General features: G+C 69.3%; 25 protein-coding genes. 14 read left to right on the top strand and 11 right to left on the bottom strand.

Annotation, left to right across the window (positions count from 1 at the left end; all coding sequences use genetic code 11):
* Positions 1 to 69 precede the first annotated feature (69 nt).
* The 13 genes from ABZ470_RS39655 (at position 70) to ABZ470_RS39595 (ending at position 11,424) form a co-directional block, all read left to right on the top strand.
* Positions 70 to 390 carry a hypothetical protein gene (locus tag ABZ470_RS39655; RefSeq protein ID WP_362918145.1) on the top strand — a complete coding sequence of 107 codons (321 nt, stop codon included), beginning with the start codon at positions 70 to 72 and terminating at the stop codon, positions 388 to 390.
* A 194-nt stretch (positions 391 to 584) separates the two neighbouring features.
* Positions 585 to 1,586 carry an ABC transporter substrate-binding protein gene (locus ABZ470_RS39650; protein ID WP_362918143.1) on the top strand — a complete coding sequence of 334 codons (1,002 nt, stop codon included), beginning with the start codon at positions 585 to 587 and terminating at the stop codon, positions 1,584 to 1,586.
* Complete coding sequence (locus tag ABZ470_RS39645; protein ID WP_362918141.1) at positions 1,583 to 2,710, top strand: methyltransferase; 1,128 nt, start codon at positions 1,583 to 1,585, stop codon at positions 2,708 to 2,710. Before ABZ470_RS39650 ends, ABZ470_RS39645 begins: the two co-directional genes overlap by 4 nt.
* Before the next feature lie 53 nt (positions 2,711 to 2,763).
* Positions 2,764 to 3,861 (top strand): CPBP family intramembrane glutamic endopeptidase, encoded by a 1,098-nt coding sequence (locus ABZ470_RS39640; protein WP_362918139.1) that lies wholly within the window; start codon positions 2,764 to 2,766, stop codon positions 3,859 to 3,861.
* 2 nt (positions 3,862 to 3,863) lie between these two features.
* Entirely contained in the window at positions 3,864 to 4,685 is an 822-nt protein-coding gene (locus tag ABZ470_RS39635) for an SAM-dependent methyltransferase (RefSeq protein ID WP_362918137.1), read from the top strand.
* A gap of 118 nt (positions 4,686 to 4,803) precedes the next feature.
* Entirely contained in the window at positions 4,804 to 5,589 is a 786-nt protein-coding gene (locus tag ABZ470_RS39630) for an endonuclease/exonuclease/phosphatase family protein (protein WP_362918135.1), read from the top strand.
* Complete coding sequence (locus tag ABZ470_RS39625; protein WP_362918133.1) at positions 5,586 to 6,446, top strand: NYN domain-containing protein; 861 nt, start codon at positions 5,586 to 5,588, stop codon at positions 6,444 to 6,446. Before ABZ470_RS39630 ends, ABZ470_RS39625 begins: the two co-directional genes overlap by 4 nt.
* Positions 6,447 to 6,458: 12 nt before the next feature.
* Positions 6,459 to 6,968: an HAD family hydrolase gene (locus tag ABZ470_RS39620; protein ID WP_362918131.1), complete on the top strand. Its 510-nt coding sequence runs from the start codon at positions 6,459 to 6,461 to the stop codon at positions 6,966 to 6,968.
* 99 nt (positions 6,969 to 7,067) lie between these two features.
* Positions 7,068 to 8,024, top strand: coding sequence for an NAD-dependent epimerase/dehydratase family protein (locus ABZ470_RS39615; RefSeq protein ID WP_362918129.1), 957 nt, complete (start codon positions 7,068 to 7,070; stop codon positions 8,022 to 8,024).
* Positions 8,021 to 8,299, top strand: coding sequence for a MoaD/ThiS family protein (locus tag ABZ470_RS39610; RefSeq protein ID WP_362918127.1), 279 nt, complete (start codon positions 8,021 to 8,023; stop codon positions 8,297 to 8,299). Before ABZ470_RS39615 ends, ABZ470_RS39610 begins: the two co-directional genes overlap by 4 nt.
* A gap of 1 nt (position 8,300) precedes the next feature.
* On the top strand, positions 8,301 to 9,206 hold the full coding sequence (locus ABZ470_RS39605; RefSeq protein WP_362918125.1) for an SUMF1/EgtB/PvdO family nonheme iron enzyme: 906 nt from the start codon (positions 8,301 to 8,303) through the stop codon (positions 9,204 to 9,206).
* Positions 9,203 to 10,171, top strand: coding sequence for an NAD-dependent epimerase/dehydratase family protein (locus ABZ470_RS39600; RefSeq protein ID WP_362918123.1), 969 nt, complete (start codon positions 9,203 to 9,205; stop codon positions 10,169 to 10,171). The genes ABZ470_RS39605 and ABZ470_RS39600 overlap by 4 nt, the downstream gene beginning before the upstream one ends.
* A gap of 686 nt (positions 10,172 to 10,857) precedes the next feature.
* Entirely contained in the window at positions 10,858 to 11,424 is a 567-nt protein-coding gene (locus ABZ470_RS39595; RefSeq protein WP_362918121.1) for a hypothetical protein, read from the top strand.
* 113 nt (positions 11,425 to 11,537) lie between these two features.
* Here the strand turns inward: ABZ470_RS39595 and ABZ470_RS39590 are convergent, their stop codons facing one another.
* From ABZ470_RS39590 to ABZ470_RS39540, 11 genes are all read right to left on the bottom strand, one after another.
* Positions 11,538 to 13,226, bottom strand: a complete 1,689-nt coding sequence (locus tag ABZ470_RS39590) for a TROVE domain-containing protein (protein WP_362918119.1) — start codon at positions 13,224 to 13,226, stop codon at positions 11,538 to 11,540.
* A gap of 462 nt (positions 13,227 to 13,688) precedes the next feature.
* Positions 13,689 to 13,943, bottom strand: a complete 255-nt coding sequence (locus ABZ470_RS39585; protein ID WP_362918117.1) for a hypothetical protein — start codon at positions 13,941 to 13,943, stop codon at positions 13,689 to 13,691.
* A gap of 84 nt (positions 13,944 to 14,027) precedes the next feature.
* Positions 14,028 to 14,402 carry a hypothetical protein gene (locus ABZ470_RS39580; protein WP_362918115.1) on the bottom strand — a complete coding sequence of 125 codons (375 nt, stop codon included), beginning with the start codon at positions 14,400 to 14,402 and terminating at the stop codon, positions 14,028 to 14,030.
* An 8-nt stretch (positions 14,403 to 14,410) separates the two neighbouring features.
* On the bottom strand, positions 14,411 to 14,551 hold the full coding sequence (locus tag ABZ470_RS39575; RefSeq protein WP_362918113.1) for a hypothetical protein: 141 nt from the start codon (positions 14,549 to 14,551) through the stop codon (positions 14,411 to 14,413).
* Positions 14,548 to 15,276, bottom strand: a complete 729-nt coding sequence (locus ABZ470_RS39570) for a hypothetical protein (RefSeq protein WP_362918111.1) — start codon at positions 15,274 to 15,276, stop codon at positions 14,548 to 14,550. Before ABZ470_RS39570 ends, ABZ470_RS39575 begins: the two co-directional genes overlap by 4 nt.
* The gene (locus ABZ470_RS39565; protein ID WP_362918109.1) at positions 15,273 to 15,665 is read right to left on the bottom strand and encodes a hypothetical protein; all 393 of its coding nucleotides are present in this window, start codon (positions 15,663 to 15,665) and stop codon (positions 15,273 to 15,275) included. The genes ABZ470_RS39570 and ABZ470_RS39565 overlap by 4 nt, the downstream gene beginning before the upstream one ends.
* Positions 15,665 to 16,303, bottom strand: a complete 639-nt coding sequence (locus tag ABZ470_RS39560) for a hypothetical protein (protein ID WP_362918107.1) — start codon at positions 16,301 to 16,303, stop codon at positions 15,665 to 15,667. Before ABZ470_RS39560 ends, ABZ470_RS39565 begins: the two co-directional genes overlap by 1 nt.
* An 18-nt stretch (positions 16,304 to 16,321) precedes the next feature.
* Entirely contained in the window at positions 16,322 to 19,126 is a 2,805-nt protein-coding gene (locus ABZ470_RS39555) for a fibronectin type III domain-containing protein (protein ID WP_362918105.1), read from the bottom strand.
* Between the two features lie 16 nt (positions 19,127 to 19,142).
* On the bottom strand, positions 19,143 to 19,631 hold the full coding sequence (locus ABZ470_RS39550; protein ID WP_362918103.1) for a hypothetical protein: 489 nt from the start codon (positions 19,629 to 19,631) through the stop codon (positions 19,143 to 19,145).
* 7 nt (positions 19,632 to 19,638) lie between these two features.
* Entirely contained in the window at positions 19,639 to 22,296 is a 2,658-nt protein-coding gene (locus ABZ470_RS39545; protein ID WP_362918101.1) for a fibronectin type III domain-containing protein, read from the bottom strand.
* 1,185 nt (positions 22,297 to 23,481) lie between these two features.
* Complete coding sequence (locus tag ABZ470_RS39540) at positions 23,482 to 24,351, bottom strand: hypothetical protein (protein ID WP_362918099.1); 870 nt, start codon at positions 24,349 to 24,351, stop codon at positions 23,482 to 23,484.
* A gap of 82 nt (positions 24,352 to 24,433) precedes the next feature.
* Between ABZ470_RS39540 and ABZ470_RS39535 the strand changes: the two genes are divergently transcribed.
* Entirely contained in the window at positions 24,434 to 24,787 is a 354-nt protein-coding gene (locus ABZ470_RS39535; protein ID WP_362918097.1) for a hypothetical protein, read from the top strand.
* The last annotated feature ends 3 nt before the right edge of the window (positions 24,788 to 24,790 follow it).

The raw sequence follows: 24,790 nt of genomic DNA, 5'->3' as shown, positions 1-24,790 counted from the left end.
CCCGTCCTGAGCAGCCCCACCCTCGCTGCGCCGGGGACGTCCCCGGGGCCGCCCCACCGAGGAGTTCACGTGAGTTCATCCGGCATGCCCGCAGCTGCCCTGTACCCGGTCAGGGCCAATGTCTCCGTTCCCGCGACGGCCGAGCTGAGTCGCCTGCAGGAGCTTCTCGTGCGCTACTCGGTACACACCACTCTCAGAGTGGACCCCGAGCCGATGCTGACCGTCGTCGGATCCTCTTTCGTCGTCTGGACCGACCCCGGAGAGCGGACCTTCTTCTGGGCGTTCACCGGCGAGGGTGCCCAATCCGCTTCCGTCGAGGAGGCGGAAGACACTGCCCGCCAGATCGCCATGCGGCTCGCCGCTCTATGCCGGAGCGACCCGACGGGCTGAGACCAGCGCGGTGACCCCGCCCGGAAAGGTTCACCGGCTGCTGGACGGTGACCTCTTCGGGCTCCCGCGCACCTTGCCGCACGCCTTCGGGAGCGTGCGGCAGTGGTGAGGGCCGATTCTCCTGTTCGGATCGGCCCTCACCACCCGAAGCCAACTCGTGTTTCCTTTTCCCCTCACCTTTTCTGGAGTTCGTCGTGCGCCTCAAGCGGCTACTCGCCGTAATTATCGCTTTACCGTTCGGAACGTTGGTGGCGTGCAGCACCTCCGTGCCCCGCACGAACGCCCCCGTGGCCAGCCTCCCGGAGAAGACCACCCTGACCATCGGCACGATGCCCATCCCGGACACCGCCGGCCTGCAGCTGGCCATCAAGCGTCGGCTCTTCGAGCAGGCGGGCCTCACGGTCAAGACGGAGACGATCCAGGGTGCAGGGCCGGCCATCCCGAACCTGGTCAGCGGCCACCTGGACGTGTGCCTGCTCAACTACGTCACCGCGTTCATCGCGCAAAGCGAGCAGGTCGCAGACCTCGGGTTCATCGCCGACGCCTACCAGGGCGGGCCTGGGACGTTCCTGCTGATGACCAAACCGGATTCGGGCATCAAGACCCCCGCGGACCTCAAGGGCAAGAAGATTGCAGTCGCGACCCTCCGCAGCATCGCCACCCTCACCACCACGGTGACCCTGAAGGTGCACGGGCTGACGGCCGACGACGTCACCTTCGTCGAGATCCCGCTGCCGAACATGCCCGCCGCCCTGCGCGCGGGGAGCATCGATGCGGCTTGGATGGTCGAGCCGTTCATCACCGCGGCCCGTACCCGGGATGGGGCGCTCACCCTGGCCGACACCGCCATCGGCCCCACCGCCGACTTCCCCATCGCCGGCTGGGGCGTCACCAAGAAGTTCGCCCGGGAAAACCCCAAGACCGTCGCCATCGTGCGCCGCGTCCTGGAAGAAGGGCAGCGGATGGCCGCCGCCGACCGCAAAGCGGTCACCGACATCATTCCGGGCTACACACAGATCTCCCCGTCTGACGCGCGGATCATCACCCTGGGTGTCTACCCGCAGACCCTGAACGGCAGCCGTCTGGATCGGGTCAGCGCCTACATGGTCGAGCAGAGCTACCTGAAAAAGCCCCTCGACGTCACCTCCATGCTGCTGCCCGGCCCCACCCCGTCGTCCTGGAACGGAGCGTCATGACCACGGCGTCCGGAAAGAAGCCCACGCTGCCCCACCGGACCAGGGGCGCGCAGCTGCCCCAGCAGACCTCTCCGGCGGGGGTGAGCGACCTGTTCTCCTACGCGAACCGGCGCGGAGTCATCCAGCGCATCCTCGGCGCCGATGCCGACTTCGGGGTCCTGCTGGTCATCGCGCGATTCCGGATCGCCGACCTCCTGGCCGAGGGCCCTCGCACCGTCGAGGACCTGGCTGCGCAGTGCGGCGTCGATGCCGCGAAGCTGGGGCGAATCCTGCGCGTGGCCGTGAAGCTGAAGCTGCTGGACCACGCCTCGCAGCCCGACTCCTTCGTCCTCACCGAAGAGGGTCGGCAGCTGTGCAGCGATGTTCCCGGGTCTCTGCTGTGGGCCGTGCTCGTGACGGCCAGCCAGCCCTGGCGAGAGGCGATCACCTCCCTGCCCCATGTCCTTCAGGGTGGGGAGCCGGAGACCACCCTGTACGAGCAGCTGGACGCCGACCCCGTCCTCGGGCAGCACTTCCAGCGTTTCATGACGGCCCGCAGCTACGCGGCCGGGCAGCTGCTCGCGCAACGCGACTGCAGTCACGTGGGTACCGTCATCGACATCGGCGGCGGCCACGGCACTCTCCTGTCGGCCCTTCTGCGGCAGCACCCGCACCTGTCCGGTGTGCTGCTAGAACGCCCGAGCGTCGCCATCGAGGCCCGCAAGCACCTCGCCGACCTCGGCGGCCGGTGCGAGGTCGTTGAGGGAGATTTCTTCACCGCCGTTCCCGCCCCTGGTGAGGGCGACGGGATCACCGTCTACGTCCTGGGCAGCGTCCTGCACAACTGGGACGACGTCCACGCCATATGGATCTTGTCCACCATCCGCGACGCGATCCGGGCCTCCGGCCGTCAAGCGCAGCTCTGGTGCGTGGACATGCTGATCCAGCCCTACCTGATGGCCCCCACCATGGCTGACCGGCTGAACGTTCGCATGATGGCCAACTTCCCCGCCGGCGGTCAGGAACGCACCTTCGGCGAGTACAGCGACCTGATGACCGCGGCCGGGTTCCAGCTCGTCACCCGTGAGCCCCTCGACGGTGACACGGCTCTGATGGTCGCCGAAGCCCTCCCGGCAAAGTCCTGACTTCACGCCCCCTCCACGACACAGAAACCGCCATGCCCTTTTCCCTGTCCTCCTTGTCTCCCGCTCGCCTGCTCACCCGCATGCTGCCCGAGCCGGAAACCCCGCTGCCCGCCTGGCCGAAGGTGTCCGTGCGCCGGGCGCTCGGACAGAGTGCCCTGCTGTACGTCGCGGCCCTCGGACCTTCGGCGGTCAACGCCCTGGACGCCGCGGCCAACCTCCTGGGTGGAGACCTTCCCGACCTTCCCGTGCCGTCCCTCACGCTCAACGTGATCCTGGTGACCATCGCGGTGGGTGTCTGTGCCATAGGCGGCCGGAGGCGTCCCGGCGGGGCGCCGCGGTGGCTGCTCATGACGTTCGGTGTTCTGGTCGGCCTGTTCGCCGTGATGGTCGCCCTGTACCGTCAGGGGGCGCTTTCCCCCGCCCTGCTTTCCGTGGCTGTGAGCATCGGCCTGTGCGCCGTCGCCGTGGGAACGGTCGCGCTGGTCGCATCCCTGGCCTCCGGGCTCGGCGTGACCCCCACCTTCCTGGGCGTGGGAAGACCCGGCCGAGCCGACGTCAACCGCAAGTTGCTGGACCGGGGGGCGCTGCCGTTCATCGCGGCCGGGGCGACCGCGTTCATCCTGACGATCCTCGGGCTGGCGATGCCCATCCAGCCGTCCGATGGTTACCTCAGTCAAGGCGTCCACGTCCTGGTCGTCGGGATCGCCTACACCTCGATCACCGAAGAGGTCGCGCTGGCCGGGGTGAGCGCCGCCCTGGCCGCCGCTCGTCTTCCTCTCTGGCTGGTCCTGGCTCTGCCTGCGGTCCTGCGGTCCCTCTATCACGCCGTGATGGGAGTGCCCGGGGTCGGCGCGACGCTGGTGCTGGGCGCCGGGATCGGGTTCCTGTACCTGCGTTACCGCCGCATCTGGCCGCTCGTCATCATGCACGCGGTCAACGACGGCCTCGCGGCGTTCGCCTCCATGTTTTCCCGCGACGTCTGGATCCTGGCTGTGGCGGTGGCATGGGGCGCGACGCTGGTAATCCAGAAAATCAGGAAGCGGGCGAAACAGCGCGGCGAACGCCGCCTGCTGTCCGCCGACGCGACAGCGCAAGCGGCGGAGACGGTGGCGGCGGCGACGGGGTTCCCCTTCCCCCCTCAAGGCCGATGATCATGAACCTGCGCTCCTCCGAGGAGATCGACAGCCTGCTGATGACCAAGCCAACCTCTGCCCGGATCGCCGCCTACCTGCGCGGCGACAGCAGCCACTGTTACGGACCCGATCGGGAAGCGGCCAATATCCTGATGACGACCACGCCGCTGCTGAAGGAAGCCGAACGCGCCCGTCGAGGCTTCGTCATCGCAACGGCGCGAACCTTCGCGACCGTGACGCGCCAGCTCATCGTCCACGGCTACGGCTATCCCTCCTCCGCCAGCCCGAACCTCCACCACGTCACTCACGCCGTTCACCCTGGAATGCCGGTCGCTTATCTCGACGACGACCCTTCCGTCACCGCCTACCTCCATCGGCAGTTCGGCCGCCACCGCGGCGTGCACACCGCCACCGCCGCCATGCATGACTTGAGCTCGCTGCCCGCTCTGCTGCCCGGCGACAGCGCGGACCTGCTGTCTGACCGCCCCACTGGGGTAATCCTCACCGGCCTGGAGCTCATCCGTGACCTGAACCCGGTACTGGCCGGTCTGCGCAAGCACCTGGTGGCCGGAAGCCGCCTGGCGATCACTCACCTGCGCACCGACGAGATGACCTTCTTCGAGATCGGCGAGCTGACCGGGATTTACCGTACGGCGGGAGCGTTGTTCACCCCGCGTAGCTCAGACGCACTCGCCGCCGCCCTGAAGAGAGCGGGCTACGTCCTAGACGAGCCGGGCCCGGCCACGCTTCACCCCTGGGAGGCGCACAACTCCCGTCACGTGCTCGGCCACAGACTCCTGCTGGGCGTCACCGCGACCGTCCCCCACCAGATCGCCGCCTGACCTTCCCCTTCGGTCAGGCCGTGCATCCCCCATGCCGCGCGGCGGCGCGAACCCCTGGTTCTCGTGCAGCGCCGCCGCGCTTCACCCCACCCACCCGCCCCGAGAAACGGAGCACACGATGACGAACACCCTGCGAGTCGCCACCTACAACCTCGGCAGCGCCAAGCACGACGGAGGAGCACACGAGCGTGTCCTGCCGCAGCTGGAACTCCTCGCCGGGCTCGGCGCGGACGTGGTCGCCGTGCAGGCGGCCAAGAACTTCCATGAGGACGGCCTCCGCATGGTGTACGAGGCCGAACGGATCCTGGGCATGCGCGCCGTCCTGGTGGAGTCCGCCCACGACGACTGCCACCTGCTGACGCTGGTGAGGACCGACCGGGTGCGCATCATCAACGAGCACAACGAGCAGGGCGACCCGTTCTGGCACGCCGCGGCGGGCCTGCACTGCGAAATCGACGGCAAGCTCGTCCTCATCGGCCACACGCACCTGGCGCCCTTCAGCCACCTCAAGCGGGCGATGGAAGCGCCCACCCTGAAGGCGATCCTCAAGGGCAGCGAAAACGTGATCATGATGGGGGACTGGAACAGTGCCCCCGACAACCACCCGGCACTCGAAGGGCTCGCGGACGGCAAGGACGACGTCACCCCGGACAGGGAAATGCGAGCGCTCGGGCTGCACGACGTCGGCGCCGTGTGGGGCGACCACACCCCGACCGTGCACTGGGACAGCCCCAAGGGCCACCGGGCCAACCGGATCTACACCTCCCTCCTGCCCAAGGAGAACCCCAGGATGGGCGTCATCGCCTACCGCGTCGTCACCGACCAGCACACCGCCGCACCGCAGGACGCGCCGTCGACCTCCCGGCCGGTGGTGGTGGACCTGTCGATGGAGTACGCCGTATGAGACTCGGCGTGTTCTACGACGACGCGTGGTTCCACCGCCTGTGGCGCTACCTGGACGCCCAATCCCCGTGGAGGCGAGCACCGGCGTTCGCCGGGATTCACGACCTCCTGCGCTGGCACCTGCACCACCACCACCGTCTTCCCTTGGCCGACATTGTCATGGTCGAAGCCCACTACATGCTGGGCCAGCCGCCCCAGGCCTCCCGTAAAGACACCGTGAAGCCAAACGGCTCCCGTGTGGCCGGGTCGTTCTGGAACCACGTCCTGAGAAATGAGGGCATCGTCCGGCACGAGCACGAGGCCGGCCTGACGAACAGCCGCGAAAGAGGAATCGCCCGGCTTACCCGCCTGACCCAAGGGATCGCCCTCGCCAGGCAGCTCGACGTCGTTGCTCTGATCACCGGCGACGGCGGCTTCACCCCCCTCGTGCAGGACCTGCAGAAGCGCGGGATCAAGGTCATCGTCCCCACCCTCGACATGCCCGCCCCCGGCCTGGCCACCGCCCCCGGCCTGGCCGTCGCCGACCACACTCCGCCCTGGTCGGAGCTGCTGGCCGCAGGAGACGACGACGCCTACCGGCTGGCGTGCCCGTTCGTGCAACGGGGGCCCGGCCCCGCTCGAAGCCTGCCCGCCTCAGACGGCCACCGGTACGGCGTCGTCAACAGGTGGGATCCAAGAAGCCGCTGTGGCTACATCACCGACACGCAGGGATACAGCTGGTACGCCGGGATCGCCTCAATGCCCGGCAGTCGGCGATCCCTTCCCAAAGGCACCTACGTCCGATTCACGGGTGACCCCGAACCGCCCCCCGGCCGCAACTACCCGAGCGCCAGGCAAGTGCGTCCCCACCAGCCCTGAAAGGCCACCAGCATGGGCAAGCCCTTGGTACTGGGGTTGGACTACGGCTCCACCCTGACCTCCCCTGCCACCCCCTACGACCCGGTACTAAGGATGCGGCCCATCGATCCGCGCGCCGCCGAAACACTGAAGTACCTGCACGGCACGGGACGGTTCCGCCTGGGTCTGGTGTCCAACACCCGGCCGGGCCAAGACCGGCTTCTCGCACTGGAACGCGCGGGCGTGCTCGACCTCTTCGAGGTGGTCCTGGAATCCAGCAAGGAAGGCGTGGCGAAACCACACCCCGCGTTCTACCGCAGGTTCCTGGACCGCGTCGGCGCCGCACCTAACGATATCTGGTTCGTCGGTGACCACCCCGTCAACGACGTCGTCGCCCCCCTCCAGCACAGGATGGGCGCCGTCCTGGTGCGCCAGCCGGAACAGCCCGTCAACCGCTACACCTCGCTTCCCCCTGCTCTTGAGAACGAGGTGCCGATCATCAGCCACATCAGCGAGCTGATCCCGCTGGTCCTGGCCGCGTGAACTGCGGCGGCGGGAGGAGCAGGAAGGTTCCTGCCGCCGCCCTCTGCCTCGCATCCCGAGGCTCCACAGCGTTGCTGAACACACCCCGAAAGGAAACCCATGTCCTCCCGTCATGTTTTGATCACCGGCGGCGCCGGGTTCATCGGCACCCACCTCAGCACCGCCCTCCTAGCCCGCGGTGACACCATCACCGCCGTCGACAACCTGTCGGCCGGGATCCTGCCCGCCCTGTCCACCCTGACCACCCGCCCCAACTTCACGCTCATCCAGCACGACGTGACCGTCCCCCTCGACGTCACGGTCCCCGTGGACGTGGTCGTGCACCTGGCCAGCGTGATCGGCACGGACATCATGGCTAAGCAGCCGGTCGGCACGCTCAAGACGGGCAGCCTCGGCGCGCTCAACGCGCTGGAGTTCGCCAAGCAGCACGGCGCCCGGATCGTGCTGGCCTCCTCCTCGGAGATCTACGGCGACCCGCTGGTCTACCCGCAGCGCGAGGAGTACCGCGGCAACGCCGACCCCACCGCTCTGCTGTCGTGTTACGCGGAGGCCAAGCGGTTCACCGAGGCTGCGGCGTTCGCCTACCACCGCCAGCACGGCCTCAGCATCGGCATCGTGCGGCCCTTCAACGTCTACGGCCCCGGCACCGACCTCACGGACCGGCGCGTCGTGTCCGCCTTCATCACCCAGGCCCTCGCCGGCCAGGCCCTGACCCTGAACTACGGCGGCCTGCAGACCAGGTCTTTCTGTTACGTGTCCGACTTCGTCGACGGGCTGATCGCTCTGATCGACTCCGGCCAGCAGGGGCCGATCAACCTCGGCGCGAGCGAGGAGATCACGATCCGGGCCCTGGCCGACCTGATCGTCGAGATCGTCGGCTCTGGCAGGGTCATCACCGCCCCGGGCCGGATTCAGGATGACGGTTTCGCTCGGCGCTGCCCGGACCTGACCCGCGCTCACGAGCTGCTCGGCTGGCAGCCGCAGGTGGGCCTGCGGGAGGGGATTGAACTCACCGCCGCGTGGATGCGCGCCATGTGGGACGAGGCGCGGGCATGAGCGCGGTCACGGTGGTGGTGCCCTCCGCCTGGCGGGCCGCATCCGGCATCGAGGGCACGCTGGCGTGCGAGGCCGAAACGGTCCGTGAGGCCTTGAGGTGGCTGCTGGACAGGCACCCCGACCTCGAGCCTCGCCTGTTCAACGTCCCGGGCCAGGTGGCGAGCTGGGTGCGTGTGTTCGTCGGAGACGACGACATCCGCCACCTGCAGAACCTCGACACCCCCCTACCCGAAGGCGGGGCAATCGTCATCCTGCCCGCCGCGGCCGGAGGCTGACATGACGACTCCCGTAGCTGACGACCACGACCTCATCTCCCTGCCCGGCGGCCAGATTCTGATCGGCGCCCCCCGCCGGCATCTGACCGACCTGGCCGGAGAGCAGCCCTACCCGACTGAGTGGTTCGGCGATGAAACCCCCCGGCACGCGCTGACCCTCGCCCCGTTCCGGCTGGCCCGCCACCCGGTCACCAACGCCCAGTTCACCCGGTTCGCCGAGGCGAGCGGGTACCGTACCGACGCCGAGCGGCGTGGGTTCGGTCTCGTCTACGGCCGCTCCTACTGGGAGGACCGCGACGGCGCGAACTGGCGTCACCCCGCCGGGCCCGGCAGCGACCTGACCGGCCGCCAGGACCACCCGGTGGTCCACATCTCCCTGGCCGACGCGACGGCCTACTGCACCTGGGCGGGGCTGCGCCTGCCCACCGAGGCCGAGTGGGAGTACGCCGCCCACGGCCCGCACTGGCGACCCTGGCCCTGGGGGCAGCACTTCGACCCGGGCCTGGCCAACTGCGCCGAGCACTGGGCCGGCGAGCTGCTCGGCGGGCTCGAGGACTGGCGCCGCTGGTGGAGCGGCTACCACCCCCGCCTGGCGTACGGGCCCGCCACGACCCCGGTCGGGCAGTTCGACGGGGCCTCCCCCTTCGGGATCGACGACATGGCGGGCAACGTCAACGAGTGGACCTCGAGCGTCTACTGGTTGTACGCGCCGGAGGCGCCGTGCGACCAGGTCATGCGCTACGCCCAAGGCCGCTACGTCACCATCCGGGGAGGAGGCTGGATGAACCTGCGCTGGCAGGTACGCACCACCGAGCGCGTCGCCAGCGACGCCACCCACTACACGTGGGCGAGCGGGTTCCGCTGCGCGGCCGACGAGCCCGACGAGTTTGCCGGGGAGGCGGCGTGAGCGCCCGTAGGCTGCTGGGCATGCACGCACTCGTCACCGGCGGAGCCGGGTTCATCGGCTCCCACATCGTCGACGCGCTCCTCGCCCGCGGGGATACCGTCACCGTCGTCGACAACCTGTCCTCGGGCCGGACCAGTCGCCTGCCCGGCCCCGGCAAGGTCGACGTGGAGGTGATCGACATCACTGACGCCGCCGCGGTCAGTGCCGTCGTCGCCCGCACCCGGCCGGACGTCATCTTCCACCTGGCCGCGCAGATCGACGTGCGGGCCTCCGTCGACGACCCCGCCCGGGACGCCGCCATCAACATCGGCGGCACCATCAACCTTCTGACCGCCGCTCTCCCGGTGGGCGCCAAGCTGGTGTTCGCCTCCACCGGCGGGGCCCTGTACGGCACCGAGGCGCCTGTTCCGTCCGATGAGCAGGTGCCGCCCGCCCCGGAGGCACCGTACGGCACGGCCAAGCAGTGCGTGGAGCACTACCTCGACCTGTTCAACCGGCTACACAGCACCCGCCACACCGCGCTGCGGCTGGGCAACGTCTTCGGGCCCCGCCAGGACCCGGCAGGGGAGGCCGGAGTCATCGCGATCTTCTCCGGCCGTATCCACCAGAGCCAGCAGCCGACCATCTTCGGCGACGGCTTCCAGACCCGTGACTACGTCTACGTCGGCGACGTCGTCGCGGCGTTCCTCGCCGCCGCCGCCCACACCGCCGGAGGAGTGTGGAACATCGGCGCAGGCCAGGAGACCAGCGTCCTGGACCTGGTCAAGTACATCGGGCAGGCCGCAGGCCGTGACGTCACCCCGCTGTTCGCTCCGGCCCGGCCCGGGGAGATGCAGCGCAGCGCGCTGAACGCCGACGCCGCGCGCCGCGACCTCGGCTGGAGAGCGACGACCCCGATCGAGGAGGGCATCGCCCGGGTGTACGCCTGGGTGCGGGACGGACAGCCGGAACGCGCGCACCCGTAACGAAGGGCCGGACGCCTGCCCTTTCCGTTCGTGTCCAGACAAGCGAGGTGCCTCGCCGCCCACGGCGGGCAGCGAGGCACCTCGTCATGGACCTGCTCTCTTCAGGGCCTCGTTGTCTGAGGTCAAGCCGACCTCCGGCGTGAGAGGGCTCCGCCACGACAGAAGATCTGTTCACTCCCCGTCGCCCGCCGATTCGCGCGCAGCGCTTGCTCGTGAAGCACAGCGCCGCTACATTAAGAAATGCGTCGTCCTTGATCTTCGGACGGTCGCCCTCATCACCCTTCAGGGTTCGGCACTTGTGCCACAAGGCGTACATCCTCATTGGCGCCGCAATCCTCATCACCCTTCAGGGTTCGCAACATATTTAAGACGAAGCATCTGTTTTCCGGTGCGATCCCCATCGTTCCACAGGGGATTCACGCCGTCGCCTTCCGCTTTCATGAAAACGGAAGGCGACGGCGTGAAATTTTCAATTCCCCTTTAGCGAGCCATTGATCAACTAAAGTTTTCTTGGTAAGATCAATAAATTGACCGATTAAGGGTTTTGGTTGGAAGTCGAACTTCGCACTTCAAGCAATCAAATCTGCCGTCAATGAGTTACCTCATCACCCTTCGAGGGGGCGGCCCGTATCAATCGAACGGGCCAGAATTCGCAACCCCGGAGAGACATGGAAACGAACCATTCGATGGCCGACTGGGAGTATGAACTCCTGGGCCTGCCGGTTCCCCCTGAGGTCGCGGAGCGAAGCAGGCTGGTGGCGGAGCTGAACGCGCGGTCGATGGCGGAGGCTCCGCAAGAGCGCCCGGTGGTGCGGCTCAGCTTGAGCGGCCCGCCTGTCCGCGTTCAGGGAGGTGAACTCCTGCGGCCTTTGTCAGGGGCACCCGTCGTGGTGAACGACCTGGAAATCGGCCTGCGCGGTGACATCGGCGCCGCCCACCGCCACCTGAACCTCCCCGATTGGAGGAGCGATTACTTCAAGCGGGTTCTGTACACCGCAGGGCTGCGGTCGCGGCGTCGTGACGGCCACGGCTACGTGGTTGTCACAGATGAGGGTTACACCCTGGTGGCCCCCGTCAACGACAACCACGACCCGCGATACCTGCTTTACGCGGGAACGAACAAAGACATGATCGACTGGGAGAAGGGTTTCGCCCCTCTCTACGACGAGGAAAAATACGTCTACGTCCCCGAAGAAGACCGCGACGGCGCGAGCCTGGAACGTGGGTGGGGCCCCGGCTGGAACTGGGACTGATGAAAGCCCCGCAGATGCCGTTATCACCTGCGGGGCGAAAGCCAGCATAGCCTCAAAAACACGAAAGGCGCCCGCCTGGTCCATGGACCAGGCGGGCGCCTTTGTGGTGCTGGTCAGGCGCGGATGAACCCGTTGACCACCATAGGCAGCGACGCGTCCAGCCCGGCCACGTTCAGCACGCCCCCGTCGCCCGGGTCGCCGATCGTGTGGCCGGTGGCCGTCATGGACGCCACCACCACCCGTGCCTGCGGGTTGACCGCCTGCCGGTAGGAGGCCAGGGTCTGGCTGGCGTGCCGCTTACCGGCCCAGGTCTCCCCATCGGTGAGCACCACGAACCCGTCCAGGTCGATTCCCTCCCGCTCGGCGTAGGCGAACGGCAGCGACAGGTCGGTGCCGCCGCCGGACGGCCGCCACGAGGCGATCTCCCGGAGGTTCGTGCGCTGCGTCACCTTCGACCAGCGCACGCTCGTGTCGACGTCGATCAGGTGGATGTCGCCCTGCTCGATCCGTGCGAGCATGACGGCCATTGCGCAGCCCACCGTGTACGGCGACCCGATCGGCGACCCGCCGAGCACTACGGAGTTCCAGCTCATCGACCCGGAGGAGTCCACAGCGACCAGCAACTGCTTACCGGTCGGCTCGACGGCGCCGAACGCCGCCTCATACGTTCCCTCCAGCGCGTCCAGGATCTCCGGCACCGGCCTCCAGGTCTGGACGTCGGCGCGCCGGTCCGGCTGGCTACGCCCGGAGGCGTAGACGCGCAGCGCCAGGTAGGCGTCCATCGGGTGGATACGGGCCCGCACCACGGCATCGGCGTTGGTCAGCCGGGCCACCGCCCGCCGGGTCGCGGCGTTCAGTGGCTTCAGCGTGCCGATGCGGGTCATGCGGGCGAGGTTGCGCAGCAAGGCGGTCATGCCGATCGTGTCGATCAGCGCGTCCCACACGGTCGGGTCGACCAGGACCTGGGAGGGCAGGAACTCCCACGGCACCCCCAGCTCACGCACCACCCGCACCGCCTGCGCCGGGGTGGTGACCTCCTGCGCGGTCAGCCACCGGTCGACGGCGGGCAGCTCGGTGCGGGCGACGTCGTCCGGCACCTTCCCTGCCGCCCAGCCCAGCAGCACCCGGCGGCCCATCGCATCCAGCTTGTTCGCCGCGGTCGCGGTGTACGGGCGCGGGTGCGCGATCCGCAGCGCGTCCCGCACCGTGAACTGCTCGCCCTGCGGGGTTCTGCGCTGGCGGGCCTTGCAAATCTTGAACGCCGCCTCGTCCGGCGTCCCCTCCAGGAACCAGCCCGCGATGGCCTTGCGCAGCGTCGGGCGGCTCACCGGCGCGGTGCCGCCCCGGGACGGCTTGCCGCCGAGCTGCTTGTAGTAGCCGAACCAGGTCGCCAGGTGGTGGGTGGTGCGCGCCACCTTCGCCAGGGCGGTCTTCGCGGCCTGCCGGGTCGCCTCATCGCCGAGGGCGTGCGCGGCGGCCAGGGCGAACAGCGCCGGGGTGTTCCTCGGCGCCCGGGGCGGGCGGGAGGTGGAGATCTCGGTGAGCAGCTGCACCACCCGCGGCCCGTCCTCGGCGAGCGCCTGCAGGAGCACCTCGACGTTCTCACCCGTCAGCGTGTCCTCGCTGACGTAGTAGGTGCCGCCCGAGGTGCCCAGGATCAGGAAGTCTTCCAGGCGCCGCCAGGTGTCCTTTTCGAAGACGTAGCCGCCGGCCGCGTTGCGCACCATCTCAGGGCGGCCGGGCAGCGGCTGCGTCTGCGGGGTCGAGGTCAGGGAGATACGGGCGAGAGGGTCACGGGCCATGGAAGGGCCTTTCGGCGAGCAGCCCGCCAGGGGCGGGAGGGGCGCTACGGCGAAGGGGGAAGCCCCGGTGAGGTCGGACTTCCCCCTTTGGCCTCGTCGGGCTTGACGGGATACGGGTAGGGGAACGCCTACCGGCCGTTAGGAGCTCTGCCGATTGAGCTACCCGGGCCGGGGCCCAGGGCGGGGTTCGAACCCGCAACCTCCCGCTTACAAGGCGATAACCGGTGAAGCTTCGACTCGCATCCCGTCAGGCCTGACGAGACCAGGTGGCGCGGGTGTGGGAGTCGGCACCGGATGGTGTCTTCTTGTCAAAAAGATAACCGGCAGCCGTTCGACTCGCGCCGCGGCCCAGCATATGGGTAAGTGTTGACACTTACCAATCCTTTTGGGTACGCGAAAGCGCCCGCCCGGTCCGCAGACCGGGCGGGCGCTTCCGGATGGCTCGGGACGACGCGGCCGGACCTACCGCTGCTCGAGCGGCAGGTCCGGCCGGGCGGTGTGCCTGGCCTGGTAGCCCGACACGTACGTGATCAGGCCGGGCAGCAGCGGGACGGCGAGCGTCTCCAGCCAGTCGGGCAGGAAGCTGATCAGGTCCAGGTCGGCGTTGATGGCCTGCAGGACCGTCAGAAACGCCAGCAGGCCCAGGTAGGAGCCTGCGGTGGCCGCCGAGACCTTCCGCTCGACGGGCCGCTGCTCCGTAATGGGATCACCGTGCATGTTTTCTCCTTGAGAACACGAAAGCCGCCTCCGAAGCGGAAGCGGCGACAGAAAAGGGGGACGCGGCCGAAGGGGGGATGCCGGTCAGGAACCGGTACAGGTGTACTTCAGGTCCTTGTCCGGGTCGGCGCAGGTGTAGGTCTTGCCGTCCGCCGTCCACGACCACGACGTGACCGCAGGCCCCGCCGGACCGGCCGCGCCCTTCTCGCCCGCCTCACCCTTGGGGCCCTTGCCGCCGGAACGGCTGAACCAGCTGATCTTCGTCTCGGTGGTCTTGCACTTGCCCTGCACGCTCTTGGGCAGGTTGCCGCGCTCCAGGATCCGGACATAACCGCTGCTCTTGGAGACGCACCCGCCGTAGGCGGGGGCGGGGTCGCTCCACGCTGCGGCCGAGGCGACGCCGGCGCCGCCGACGAGCGCGAGCAGCACGCCGAGCACGGCGGCCTTCTTCCAGTTCATGATCTCTCCTAGTTGGTTTCGTCGATCCACCCGGGGATGCGGCCTCCGAGCTGGGACGGCTCGGCCGCCGTTTCCGTGGTGAAGGTCTTCGACGCCTCGGCCAGCCGTACCAGCCAGGCCTGAAGCCGTTCACACAGCGCGTCCGTCACAGGCCCGCGGCCCTCCAGCACGCGCTCGTCCACTCCAGGCTGCCGCCGAGCTTGCGCGCCGCCTTCCACTGCGTGACCAGCGCGACCAAGTCGGCGTCGGTCGGGTCGTAGAACGGCGAGGACTGGTTGGCGGCCTTGAGGACCTTGCGCAGCATCACCACGTGCTCGTCGGTGTCGCCGGGCCGGAGCGTCGGCAGGTCGTCCGGCGTGGTGCGCGGCCTCGGCGCGCCCTGCTTGATCCACTTATACAGCGGCCCGCCGGGGCAGTCGGTGGAGTAGCCGTCGCAGTGGCCCTTGATCTGCCCGCCCGCGTTGCCCTCCTTGCGCAGGTAGTCGATCGCGTCCCAGATGCCCAGCAGCAGGTCGGTGGTGGGCTGGGTGTGGCCCTGGGAGCCGACCAGTGCCAGCACCGCGTAGTGGCCGTGGTTGAGGTCGGGGCCGTTGGCCGCAGGCAGCGCGTGCGGTCCCCGCCCCATGAACACACGGCGGTGCGGGCAGGCGATCATCGAGTACCCGATGTCGATGTAGGGGACCTCGCGGGCGCCCGCCATATGCTGGGCCTGGATCTGCCGCACGAGCTTGCCGCACACCTCGTGATCCTTCACGATCCCCACCGGGACGTGCCCGCCCGTGTAGTGGATCTTCACGCCCTGCGTGCCCGACAGGTGCGTGTAGGTGCCCTTCGGCAGCTTGGCGCCCCAGGTGCGCCTGCTGACCAGCTTCATGGTCCCTCTCTTTCCGCAGGCGGCTCCCCGTCGGTGCCGGTCTGCACGTTCGTCACGTTCACCACCGGTGCGGCGGCGCGGTGCTGCTCCAGATGCGTCGCCAGGCCGTCCTCGACCCGCAGCAGCCCGCGCTCGAGCCGGTCGACCACGTCCCGCAGCGACGTGCCGGAGTTACGCCGCAGCTCGGACTCGATCTTCTGGAGGCGCTCCGGGATACCCGGCCGCGCCTCCACGCCCGGCCGGGCGGGCTCACCCTGCCAGTCGTCCAGGAAGTGCGTCAGGCGGCGCGTCTTGCGTGCCGCCAGCCGCAGCCCCCGCCACACCAGGGCCGAGGCGCCGCCGACGATCCCGATGACGACGAACACATCGACCCAGCCGATACCGGTCATCAGCGCACCCCCATGAACGTCGCCGGAGGCTTGACCGCCGCCGCCGGCAGGTCGCCTCGGGCGCGCTTCCACGCCACCGCGAGCTTCTTGGCCTCCACCCGCGCCGGGTCCAGCTGGATTCCCTCCCGCATCGGCTGCAGCGGATCCGGCGGCGCCACCCGCGCCGACCCGACGAACGCCAACGCCCCCTGCCGGTCGGCGCGCGAAGCCGCCTCCAGCCGGACGAGATGGTCCTTGACCAGGCGGACACGCTCCAGGTGCGCCTGGCGCCGGTCGGTGCCGGAGACCCCCGGCGTCCAGCACGTCGGCAGGTCCGCGCTCGCCTGCAGCACCCGCCCCGCCTGTTCGTCCGCCCAGGCCAGCGCGTCCGCCGGGTGCGGGATGAACCGCTCGTGCAGCGCGACGTCGATCAGCGTGTCGAGGTCGGCGGGGTCGATGTCGTACTCGGCCGAGCGCCACTCCAGCAGCGAATGCGGCACGGCGGAGATGCCGTAGGCGGTGGTGTCCTCCCCGACCTCGTACACCCCCCACACCGGTTCACCGCCGCTGGCCAGCACCTGCGCGGCGTCACCGGTCGCCGGGAAATCGGTGTGACCATACGACAGCTCGACGTCCCAGATCGTCCATATCTGCGGCACGGAGACTCCTGCTCGTGGTTAGGACGAGCCCGCGTGCCGGTGGGACCACCAGTACAGCGCGAAGCTCGTGGAGTTGGCGAGGTTGACCTGGAAGCCCGACACGCTGGAGTAGGTGACGGCCCACGCCTTCGGCGTGAAGTTGTTGCCGTAGCTGTTGCCCGACCCGCCGTCGCGGACGGTGCACACCGGCCCCATGTTGGTGGCCATCGTCGGCCCGTACGGCACGTGCAACCAGTTCGGCGCCGCCGCCCCGCCGATCGTGTAAGAGCCCACGTGGAGCGCGTCGTACGGGTCGGCCGCCGCGGTGTCACGGAAGCGGCCCCGGATGTAGTAGTAACCGGTGCCGTCCAGGTGGATGTAGCACTGCGTGCTGGAGGAGCCGTCGTTGTAGCCGTACCGGGCGTAGGTGTTGGTGATGTCGAGGTTGCCGCCGTTGTCGTAACTGCCGGAGGCGCCCCGGATGCGCAGCCGTACCGACTGGGAGGCGACCTGCAGCTCGGCCCGGGAGATACCGGAGAAGGAACTGCCGGAGGTCAGGTACAGCGCCGTCTCTCCGGAGTACAGGCTGTCGTCGGAGTAGATGCGCGAGTAGTTGCTCGAGCCGCCCGGGTAGAAACGCAGGTCCAGGGTGGAGGAGTCCAGGATGAAGCGGCGGCCCGTGGCGGCCGAGCGCATCACGGACCCGGTGATGATCCGGCCGTCGATGGCGTCCGCGCTGAGCTTGCCCGCGGTGATCGCCCCGGCGCTGATCTTGTCGGCGGTGATGACCGCCGCCGCCAGGTGCCCCGTCTGGATGGCTCCGGCTTCGATCTTGTCGGCCGTGACGGCGTTCGCGTTGAGGTGCCCGGCCTGGATCGCCAGCGCCTGGATCAGCCCTCCGGTGATGGTCCCGGCGGTGATCTTCGCCGAGGCGGGGATCGTGCCGTCGATGATCGCGGTCGCGCCGTCGATCACCTGCCCGATCACGTCGGTGTCGACCAGCGGGCGCGTCGCGGCCACCACGTGCGCGGACTCGCCGCTGGGGTTGCCGCTGCGGTCGAGGGCGACCAGCCAGAACTCCCGGTCGGTGTTGTACGGCAGGCCCGCCACCACGGCGGTGCCCGCCCGGTCCAGCCACTCCACCGCCCGCCCCAGGTCGCCGGAGTCGAGCGGGTCACGCATCATGACCAGCACCCGCGCGAAGTCGCGCGGCATGCCGGTGCCCGAGCCGGTCAGGCCGTCCCAGGTGACGCGCACCACGCCGAGCCGGGAGTCGACGACCGGCGCCGAGGGGTCCGGGGGCGGTGTCTGATCGTCCGGGATGACGATCTCCGCTGATGCGGTGATCTGGCCGCGCGTGCTGCCGTTGACCGCCCGCACTCCGAACTGCCAGCGCGACTTGGGCTCCAGCGGGCTGTAGGTGACGGCCGCCGAGGAGGTGGTGGCCAGCACCCGGACCGCTCCCGTGGCCGGCGGAGAGATCCCCACCAGCTCATAGCCGTCCACCGACAGGGCGGTGCCGTTGACGTCCGCGCTCACCGGGTCCCACGACACGGTGATCTGGCCGTGCGCGTACCCCTCCTCGTCCAGGTACGCGGTCGGGGAGACGAGCAGTCCGGTCGGGGCGGCCGGTTCCCGGTCGCTGTCTTCCGGCGCCGGGTCGGCGCCGGACCCGCCGGAGGAGACGCCGCCGGCGAGGATGCCCGCCGCCTGCCGCGCCAACTTGATGTCGCGCTCGAGGAACCGGTCGTTCAGGGTGAGGTTGCCGCCGACCATCCCGGCCGAGTCACACGACAGGGTGATCTGCCGTACCCGCAGGGCCTGCAGGACGCCTTGGTCGCCAGGCGCCTGGATGTAGTCGCCGGGCGCGTAGTGCTCCAGCGGCAGCCACCGGGCCGCGTACGGCGTGATGGACCGGGTCAGCTGCACCCGCTCCCCGCCTGCGCGCTGCAGCGCGTTGTCGCCCAGCAGCCGCGCGGTGCCCTCGTCGGTGACGCCGCCCTGAGCCTGGTAGGACTCCCACCGCCCCCACGGCATGGTCGCGGACGAGTTGGTCACCTCGACTCGCAGCCCGTCCTCGCCGACGACCAGGATCGCCGAGGCGGCGTCCTCGAGCGTGGCGTCGTCGGGCGCGGAGTCGATGTCACGGCCCAGTCTGAGCTCCACCGGGCCGGGCCCGGCCGCCCGGTTGACGGCCAGCGCGGTGTCGGCGTTGTAGACGCGCAACGTGCGGCCCTGCATGCACCAGTCGATGACGCCCTGTTCGGCCAAGTTGATGAGCAGGGTGAGCAGGTCCATGCCCGGCTCCAGACCGAGTGTCATGGTCGTCGCCCAGGCGTGGTCGGCCGAGTCCGAGGCGGCGTCGAAGTCGACCCCCATGTCGCGCAGGGTGCCGCGGCCCTTCCCCTCGGAGATCACCGTGGACAAGATCTCGCCCGCCGACTTCGCACTGAACAGCCGCTTGCCGTCCACCATGCCGAGGGCGGGATACACGACGAGCTTGCGCAGCATCCAGGCGTAGCCGGGGCAGTCAAACGACAGCGCCCCCGCCCGGTCAGTGGCGTCGCTGCTCCTCTTGATCCTCAGGAACCGGCCGTTCTCCGGTTCGGCCCAGGCGCCGCCTTCCACGCTGTACTCCACCGCGATCTCACACGGCGAGGCGAGCCGGGCGGCGCCCAGCGCTGAAGCGCTGTACGACAGCCGCAGCGAGGAGACATCGTTGAGCGGCAACGCCGCCTCCCACCCCAGGTGCGCGGGCAGCAGCCCCAGCCGCGCCCCGTGCGGGGCGTAGGCCACCAGCCGCAGGGCGTACCGCTGCGGCCCGCCCGGAATGATCACCTGCACGTATCCCCCCGAGAAGTCACGTCTCCTGCCGCAGTCGAACCCGGTCGATCTCCATGCGGATCGCCGCCGTCTCGATCGGATCGATCCGCGTCCGGTCCCGGATCACCTGCAGCGGATCAGCCGCCGCCCGCGCGGCCGAGCGGCCCGCCTTGGCGGGCGCCGCGGTGACGACGACGCCGTACTGCTCCCGACACACCGCAAGCTGCCCCTCGACCTGGGCACGGGCCGCGGCGACGTCGAGCAGCGCGGGGGTGAGCATCTCCAGCCGCCCGGCCGCCTGATGCTCGGCCAGCAGCGGCTCGTGCAGGATCACCTCGAGCGCCTCGTCCACCGTGGCCAGCCCGTACTCGGCCGCCCGCACCACCAGCGCCTCCTTCGGGACGTACGACACGAAGGCCTCGCCCGGGTGGCCGGAGGCCGGTTCGTAGCTGATGAGCCAGGCGTCCTCGCCGGGGCCGGTCACCTCGCGCACCTGCGTGATGCGCCACTGCGGCACCGCCACCATGTCCTCCTCACATGCGCCAGGCCCACAGGTTCAGCTGCACCGTGAAGGCGGTCGGCGTGCCCAGGCTGCTCTCGCTGCTGCGCAGGGTGAACTGCGTCGTCGTCGGGGTCCTCATGTGGAAGGCCAGCCGGTCCGGGATCGGGTTGTCGGCGGTGAACACCACCCGCGGCACGGTCAGCATGGTGAAGGTCCACAGCACGTTGTAGGCCGATCCGCCCGACAGCGACACCGTCCGCATGATCAGCCCGGCCTCGCTGCCGGTGAAGGTCCACTTGCCCTTGAACTCGGCCGCCGCCGAGGTGAACCGGAACCGGTGCAGGTTCGCGCTCGCGTCGTTGTAGCCGACCTCGAGCTCGTCGGGCTTAGCGAACATGTAGCCGCCGCCCGCCAGGCCGGTCGCCGGATCGTAGATCTGGGCCCGCCACTCGTCGCCGCGCTGGATCACCTGGGAGCGGCGGGTGGTGTCCGGCGACAGGCCCGACACGTGCACGATCGCCCCATCGGTGTCGGCGTAGATCCTCGCGTAGTTCGTACCGGACCCCGGGTACCAGCGGATCTCGGGGTCGGCCGACCCGGCGGGGTTGACCACGATGCGGCGCCCCACCGTCCCGGTGGACAGCTGCCCGATGATCGCCACGGCGCCGGTCGCCGCCGAGACGGACACCGTCTGTACCGAGGAGGCGTTGTAGGCCTCCACGCCGGAGGAGTTGAGCTCCACCCGCGCACCGGTCGGGTTGCCCGCCACCAAGCGGGACACCAGCGCGAGCACCGCCTCCAGCTTGTCGGCCGTCACCGCGTTCGCCGCGAGGTGGCTCGCCTCGATCGCCCCGGCCGCGACCTTCGCAGCCGTGACCGCGTTCGCGGCCAGCGCGCCGGTGGTGATGGAGCCGGTGGCCGCGTCCCCGTTCACCAGTTGCGTCGCGGCGATCGTCGCCGACGTCGAGGCCGCGGACTCGTTGCCCGACTGGTCGACGCTCGTGAGCCGGAACTCGCGGTCGGCGCCGTACGGCAGGCCCGGCACCACGAGCGCCCCGGCCCCGTACAGCGACCCGATCTCCGCCCACCCGGGCGCGAGCGGGTCCTGCATCCACACCCGCACCCGGGCGAAGTCGCTCGGCATCACCGCGGCGCCGACGCCGAGCCCGTCCCAGGTCACATGCACTACACCGAGCCGGGTGGCCAGCTGCGGCGCGGTCGGCACCGGCGGTGCGTAGGGGTCGTCGGGGATCGTCACCGCGACCGAGTCGGAGAACGCCCCGCGCTGGCCGAGGTTGGTCGCGCGCACCTTGAACTGGTACTGCTCGCCGACGATCAGCGGGGAGAACGTCGCCGAGACGTCCCCGGCCTGCGTCAACGCCACCAGGAACCACGGGGCACCCACCTCGTTCACCCGGCCGAACAGCTCATAGCCGCCCACCGTCAGCGCGACCCCGCTCGCGTCGGCCGTCACCGGATTCCACGTGGCCGTGATCTGACCTTGCGGGAACCCGGAGGAGTCGATGTAGGGCAGCGCGTTCACAATCAGGCCGGTCGGCTTCGCCGGGGTCCGCGGCACCGGAGTCTCCGGTGCCGGCCGGGCGCCGGAGCCGCCCGAGGCGGTCGACCCGCCGACGATGCCCGCGGTACGGCGGGCCAGCCGAAGGTCCCGCTCGAGCAGCCGGTCGTTGAGCACCAGGTTTCCGCTGACGACGCCGTGCTGGTCGCGGGTCAGGGTGATCTGCCGTACCCGCAGCGACTCCAGCGCGCCGCCCTCGCCGGGCGCCAGCACCCGGTCGCCGGGCTGGTAGTCGCGCAACGGCAGCCACCGTGCTTCGGTGAGCGCGACGGAGCGGATCCGCTGCACCCGCTCTCCGGCGGCGTGCTTGATCGCCGCGTCGGCCAGCAGTGTCGCCGTCCCCAGGTCGGACACGCCGCCTTGGCCGACGTACATTTCCCACCGCCCCCATGGGCCGTGCCCGGCCGAGGAGACGAACGACTGCCGAAACCCTCCCTCGCCGACGACGAGCACCGCCGAGGCGGCGTCCTCGAGCGTGCCCGTGTCGGGCGCCTCGACGATGTCGCGGCCGTAGCGCAGGTCGATCGGCGCCGCCCCGGTGGCCAGGTCCCGGTCGAGTTCGGTGTCAGCGTTGAACACCCGCAGCGTGCGGCCCTCCATACGGAAGTCGCACACGCCCTGCTCGGCCAGGTTGATGAGGGTGGTCAGCAGGTCCAGGCCGGGCTCGTAGTGGATCGTGAGGATCTTCTCCCAGGCGTCGCCGGCCGAGTCGACGTCGGCGTCGAAGTCGATGGTCAGGAGCGGCAGCGCGCCGCGGTCCTGCCCCTCGGTGACGAAGGTCCGCAGGATCGCGCCTGGGGTGGCCGACAGGAACGCGCGCTTGCCGTCGACCAGCGGCGCCGTCCCCGGAAACAAGATCAGTTTGCGGAGCATCCACGAGTAGCCGGGCAGCTCATACCGCTGAACCCCGGCCTGGTCGACGCCGTCCGTACGCCGCTTGATCCGCAGAAACCGGCCGTCCGGCGCCTCCGTCCACGTCACGCCGTCGCTCGACCACTCGACGGCGACCTCACACGGCGAGGCCAGCAGCTGCGCGCCGAGTGCGGCCGAGCTGTAGGCCAGCCGCAGCGCGGGGACGTCGTTCAGCGGCCAGGCCGCCTCGGAACTCAAGGGGTGGGGCAGGGTGCCGAGCTTCGCGCCGTTTGGGGCATGGACGGCCAAGCGCAGGTCAAGTGGCACCGTTCACCCCTCCTACCTGTGGCTCTACGGAAACGGCCGATTTTTTCGTACAGGCATTTAACGGATGGGGCCGCAATGGGCACGCGACACGGCGCCGCATTTGGGGAGGGAAACGCGGGGAAACCCTGGTTTTCCGTTCTCTACGGCGTTCTCGTGCCATAGGATGTGGTCTCGTTGGTCACACCTGCACCAGGTTCCAGATAGCCCCCGGGGTTAGCTGGGCCACCAAGCACCCCCCTGGGTTGGTGGCAGGAAGGACAGATGTCCCGTGAGCGACGAAAACCCCGGCGACGGGGACGGTGGTGGTGAGGACCTGCTGCAGGTGCTTCAGTTAGTGCTGATGCTCCTGGAGCTTCTTCGCCAGATCCACCAGTGCGGGCTCGGCTAGGCTTCAACTAGCCGAGGCCGCACCGGGGCGGCCCTCGTTCCGGCTGACGAGCCGGGCGGGGGCCGTTGTCGTTCCCGGGCACGTAACTTCCGGGAATGCTGCCTATCGTAGAGCACTCTCGCTCAGATGTCTGCCCGTGATGAAAGTTATCGCGACGCCTGACCCCAATTGTTCCCCGTCCGTCATTTAATACGCTCCGAGGGTTCGAGCCTTGGGTCCATTGCCAGGAAAGGCAGAAGGGGCTATTTACCCTCTGTCAACGCAGCGATTCCGGCCGTTCCATTTTCGGCCCGGGGGCATTGTTTTCCCATCTCGATTCTGATGGCTGGAAATGACATTGCGCAAAAAAATGCACACCCCCTCTGACCTGGGGGTTTACGATCCACGCTAGAACGGCAGCCTCTGGCAGAGCGCCTCAGGTACTGAGGGGCGGGACGGGTCTGCCTCTGGTCTGCTTCTGAGGGGTTCCTCCACGTACCTCCTGCCGCTACGCTCCGCAGGCATGGTGATCAGCAACCCCCATGCGTGGGTGATGAGAGCTTCCTTCCCTGTAGCTGAGGAAGAAGTGCTGGAGTCGCTAGTCGGAGACGACGGCGTGGATGTGTCCAATAGGCCCTTGAGCGTTGAAGAGTTGTACTGCAGCCGGTGCGGTGCGCCCTGTACTGATGCCACACTCGACACCGAGTGTGGCATCACACCGGACATCTGAGTACAAACTGGATCTCTGGCTATATATAGGATCGCCGGGCGCGGACTTCCAGCTTCGACGCGCCGGTGGTCGAGGTCGCCGTCGCGGTCAGGAGCACGACCCGGGAGAACGGATCGCCCACACCCACGGCCGGCGTCAGGTGCAGCCACCTGAACGCCGAGCCGGGGCCGGTCGCGGTGATCTGCCCGGTGACGTCGGTCCCTGCCGCCAGGTCCCACGTGTCGCTGGTGACCTTCGCCGCACGCATGGCCGCGCAATCGATCAGCAGCCGCTCGCTCCCCAGCAACCCGGAGGAGCGGGCGACGGTGCCGCCGGTCGCGACGTCGACCACCGCCGGGTTGACCGCCGGGCCCGTGATGCGGATCAGCGCGTCAGTGATGGGGCCGGTCGATCCGGCCAGCGTGGTCACCGCCTGGTCGGCGGCGTTCGCCGACCCGGTCCAGGTGGTGGTGACCTCGTCGCGCCAGTAGACGCCCGGCACCCGCACCACGGCGGTCAGCCGGGCGCGGGCCGCGCCGACGTTGACCTCCGGCTCGGACACGGCGGTGATCGTGACGTCGGCGACCCGGACGATCGGCCCGGCCTCATACCGCAGCGTCATGAGCCGGTGCCGTACCCCGAGCAGCGCGGAGAGCGCCTCGAGGTTCTCCTCCAGCTGCACATACCCGCCGTCACCTCCTCCCGGGGCGCGGGAGGTGACGCCGAACTCCAGCGGCAGCTGGGTGGTCTCGTGGTCCAGGCCGACGATCGGCAGCTCTCCGGCGCGACCGGGCACGGTCACCTCGACGGAGCGCACTCCCGGCAGGGGGCGGCGCCGGGTGCCAGGCTTCAGACGCCAGCAGCCCGCCGGATGGTCCAGCGCGACGCCGTCGAGGCTGTAGGTCGGCACCCGTCCACCTCCATGTGTCTAGTGGTAGACAGTTTCAAGGGGCCTCCCTAAAGTGTCTACCACTAGACACATGGGGGAGCGTGTGGAGAAACGTCTGATCACGGGTCCGAACGAGCTGTACTCGCCTGCGACTCCGGACTCGATCAACTGGCGGGAAAGCCCCGAGTTCCGTTTCCTCACGGAGGTCGACGCTCTGCAGACGCTGGAGATGCTCGGCGAGGACCTGCGTTCAGCCCGTGAGCAGGCCCGGCAGGTGATGCGGTACATCGAAGCCGCCGTCATCGGGGCCCGGACGGAGTCGGGAACCGTGCAGGATGGGCCTGTCTCGGCCCAGGCGATCATCGGGGCGACCGGCCTGGCCAGGCAGACCGTCTACAAGATCCTGCACAGGAACGACCTGCTCGACCCCGACGAAGACGTCCTGGGCACGGAGTAAGGC

The sequence above is a fragment of the Streptosporangium sp. NPDC020072 genome (genome assembly GCF_040631445.1).
Taxonomy (GTDB): domain Bacteria; phylum Actinomycetota; class Actinomycetes; order Streptosporangiales; family Streptosporangiaceae; genus Streptosporangium.
The sequence above is the reverse complement of the archived record's forward strand: the minus strand, read 5'-3'. Positions and strand labels throughout refer to the sequence as shown.

Coding starts and splice junctions, on each gene's coding strand:
- ABZ470_RS39620 (WP_362918131.1), top strand. CDS start 6,459: ATGGGCAAGCCCTTGGTACTGGGGTTGGACTACGGCTCCACCCTGACC.
- ABZ470_RS39595 (WP_362918121.1), top strand. CDS start 10,858: ATGGCCGACTGGGAGTATGAACTCCTGGGCCTGCCGGTTCCCCCTGAG.
- ABZ470_RS39635 (WP_362918137.1), top strand. CDS start 3,864: ATGAACCTGCGCTCCTCCGAGGAGATCGACAGCCTGCTGATGACCAAG.
- ABZ470_RS39580 (WP_362918115.1), bottom strand. CDS start 14,402: ATGAACTGGAAGAAGGCCGCCGTGCTCGGCGTGCTGCTCGCGCTCGTC.
- ABZ470_RS39565 (WP_362918109.1), bottom strand. CDS start 15,665: ATGACCGGTATCGGCTGGGTCGATGTGTTCGTCGTCATCGGGATCGTC.
- ABZ470_RS39590 (WP_362918119.1), bottom strand. CDS start 13,226: ATGGCCCGTGACCCTCTCGCCCGTATCTCCCTGACCTCGACCCCGCAG.
- ABZ470_RS39630 (WP_362918135.1), top strand. CDS start 4,804: ATGACGAACACCCTGCGAGTCGCCACCTACAACCTCGGCAGCGCCAAG.
- ABZ470_RS39615 (WP_362918129.1), top strand. CDS start 7,068: ATGTCCTCCCGTCATGTTTTGATCACCGGCGGCGCCGGGTTCATCGGC.
- ABZ470_RS39570 (WP_362918111.1), bottom strand. CDS start 15,276: ATGAAGCTGGTCAGCAGGCGCACCTGGGGCGCCAAGCTGCCGAAGGGC.
- ABZ470_RS39550 (WP_362918103.1), bottom strand. CDS start 19,631: ATGGTGGCGGTGCCGCAGTGGCGCATCACGCAGGTGCGCGAGGTGACC.
- ABZ470_RS39605 (WP_362918125.1), top strand. CDS start 8,301: ATGACGACTCCCGTAGCTGACGACCACGACCTCATCTCCCTGCCCGGC.
- ABZ470_RS39625 (WP_362918133.1), top strand. CDS start 5,586: ATGAGACTCGGCGTGTTCTACGACGACGCGTGGTTCCACCGCCTGTGG.
- ABZ470_RS39645 (WP_362918141.1), top strand. CDS start 1,583: ATGACCACGGCGTCCGGAAAGAAGCCCACGCTGCCCCACCGGACCAGG.
- ABZ470_RS39610 (WP_362918127.1), top strand. CDS start 8,021: ATGAGCGCGGTCACGGTGGTGGTGCCCTCCGCCTGGCGGGCCGCATCC.
- ABZ470_RS39585 (WP_362918117.1), bottom strand. CDS start 13,943: ATGCACGGTGATCCCATTACGGAGCAGCGGCCCGTCGAGCGGAAGGTC.